This is a genomic window from Bacteroidota bacterium (assembly GCA_034723125.1).
GTDB lineage: Bacteria > Bacteroidota > Bacteroidia > CAILMK01 > JAAYUY01 > JAYEOP01.
This window is the reverse complement of record JAYEOP010000127.1, coordinates 13,761-16,197: the sequence shown is the minus strand read 5'-3', so window position 1 is coordinate 16,197 and position 2,437 is coordinate 13,761. Positions and strand designations below refer to the sequence as shown.

General features: G+C 27.1%; 3 protein-coding genes. 2 read left to right on the top strand and 1 reads right to left on the bottom strand.

All coding sequences use genetic code 11. From position 1 onward, the window contains the following. Positions 1-448: 448 nt before the first annotated feature. A complete protein-coding gene (locus U9R42_03885; protein ID MEA3495157.1) occupies positions 449-721 on the top strand; it encodes an HU family DNA-binding protein in 273 nt (90 codons plus the stop codon). Positions 722-835: 114 nt separating this feature from the next. Beyond that, positions 836-1,858, top strand: coding sequence for an NAD-binding protein (locus tag U9R42_03880; GenBank protein ID MEA3495156.1), 1,023 nt, complete (start codon positions 836-838; stop codon positions 1,856-1,858). Positions 1,859-1,882: 24 nt separating this feature from the next. On the opposite strand, the gene U9R42_03875 is transcribed toward U9R42_03880, so the two are convergent. Continuing rightward, positions 1,883-2,353 (bottom strand): helix-turn-helix domain-containing protein, encoded by a 471-nt coding sequence (locus U9R42_03875; GenBank protein MEA3495155.1) that lies wholly within the window; start codon positions 2,351-2,353, stop codon positions 1,883-1,885. Between the last annotated feature and the right edge of the window lie 84 nt (positions 2,354-2,437).

The following is a 2,437-nucleotide window of genomic DNA, read 5'->3' as shown; positions in this document are numbered from 1 at the left end:
TATAACTGCATTATTTCAACATAAAATTTTAGTAATGGCAAAAAAAATGATTTGGAATAAAAATCAAATTTGCCACAGACGTAGTCTTACTTCTTATTACACTTAGCTTGTCTTCGACAGACGAAGTTTGTGGCTTTAATATTTTTTTACCCACACAAATCAACATAGAACCGAATGTTTAAAAACAAATAAAAATAAAAATACTACTTCATGAAAAAAATAAATATTAGAGAGAGAATGATTGTTTATAGTTGATTATGTTCCAGTTACATTTATAATATCTTTGTTTATTAAAAGTATTATTAAGAATAAGCAGTATTAAAGGGATGCTTAATAAAAAATCTTTTAATTTTTTTGAAAAAATTCTTTGAATAAGCAAAAATTAATTTACTTTTGAGGCAATATTTGTGAATACAATATTTAATTAACAAAAATAAAAGGTTATATTATGAACAAAGGAGATTTAATAAACAAAATTGCAGAAAATTCAGGAATTACAAAAACTCAAGCTCAAGCAGCATTAAACGCATTTATTGATGCAACATCTGATGCATTAAAAGGTGATGATAAAGTTACTTTAGTGGGTTTTGGAACTTTTTCAACATCAGTAAGGGCTGCCCGTAAAGGAAGGAATCCTCAAACCGGTGCAGAAATTGACATACCTAAGAAAAAAGTTGTAAAATTCCGTCCTGGAAAAGAACTATCAGATTCAGTTAAGTAATTTGAAACCAATTTACACTAAACGAACCTCGTTATTATCAATAGCGAGGTTTTTTTTATTGTTTATTATTATTAGAAGTCCCCTTTAAGAAAAGTTAAAGTAAGCACAGGAATAATGGTTTTTATAAAAAAGAACATTGAATTTTACAAAATACAACTTGCAATTATTTTTGTTGTAATTGCAATTCTTATAGGTATTACCGGTTATATGATAATTGAAGATCTCTCATTTTTAGATGCTCTTTATTTTTCAATAATTACATTATCAACAGTAGGATTTGGCTTGCTTCACGACCTTTCACCAGCAGGCAAAATATTTACTATAATATTGATTATTATTTATATATCAATATTTACATTTTCAATTACTGTTATAACTTCGTATATAATTGATGGGGAGTTTAGAAAAAAATTAAATAAATTCAGAATGGATAAAAAAATAGAATCTTTTAAAGATCATGTAATAATTATTGGATACGGTAGAAACGGAAGTAAATGTGTTGATGAGTTACTCAACAAAAAAGTAAAAATGGTTATAATTGAGTCTGATCTTGATGAAATTGAAAATATCAAAAACAGAGGACTGTCATTTATTATGGGTGATGCTACAATTGAAGAAACATTATTAGATGCAAATCTAAAAAATGCTAAATCTCTTATAACAACACTTCCTTTAGATACAGCAAATGTTTTTGTAGTTCTTACTGCACGAAAAATTTGTCCAAAGATTTCAATTACAAGTAGGGCAGCAAATGAAAGTTCAATTGATAAACTAAAATCAGCAGGAGCAAATCATGTTGTAATGCCCGAAAATATAGGTGGTCATTACATGGCAAATCTTATTACAAGACCTGGTTTAATTGAATTTTATCATCTTTTAACAGATGATTCAGATGTAAATATACGTACTGAAGGGATTGAATATAAAGATTTAAAAAAGGAATTCAAGGATCAATCAATTTCAGAAATAAATTTTAGAAGAAAAACAGGAGTAAATATATTAGCTATTAAATACCCAAATGGAGAATTTACAATTAATCCATCCCCGGAAATAATTTTCAAAAAGGATACAACTTTAATTGCATTAGGGAGTAAAGTTCAAATTCAAATGATGAATAAAATTTACACTAATGAATAATTTCAAAATAGAAATATTTTTTTATTACTCAATTTTTTGAAAACCTAAAGCTTTTCTATTAATAAGTTTAAGTTTTTTCTTAAGCATAATGTAAATATTTGCTTTACGGTAAGCAACACCGAACTCTTTTTTGATAAAGTCTGTAATGAGCTGACCACTCCATATTTGTGAATTATAACCATGCTCATCAGGAGTAGTTGTAAGTAAAATTGTCTTTAGCTTTTTATAATTTTCTTCAGTAAGATTTGACTTACGACCTCTTCCTTCTCTATCTTTCAGTCCATCAATTCCTTCATCATTAAACCTTCTCGCCCAGAAAAAATATCTTGCAGCAGACTTGTAATAGAAAATCTTTTGTAACTCAGTTACTGAAAAACCTTTTGCTACTAAAATACAGGTCATTAATCGCATTGCAATACGATAATCTTCTTTACTGTGTAACAATTTCTCCATTTCTTCAATGGTGTAATTGGTAATAAATCTTTTCCTTCTCATGACTTTCTGTTTTTATTCATATTATTAGCACATGCGAATATACAAAATAAATAAAAAAATAAAAGGTTTTTATTTGTTTTTTTA

Coding starts and splice junctions, on each gene's coding strand:
- U9R42_03885 (MEA3495157.1), top strand. CDS start 449: ATGAACAAAGGAGATTTAATAAACAAAATTGCAGAAAATTCAGGAATT.
- U9R42_03880 (MEA3495156.1), top strand. CDS start 836: ATGGTTTTTATAAAAAAGAACATTGAATTTTACAAAATACAACTTGCA.
- U9R42_03875 (MEA3495155.1), bottom strand. CDS start 2,353: ATGAGAAGGAAAAGATTTATTACCAATTACACCATTGAAGAAATGGAG.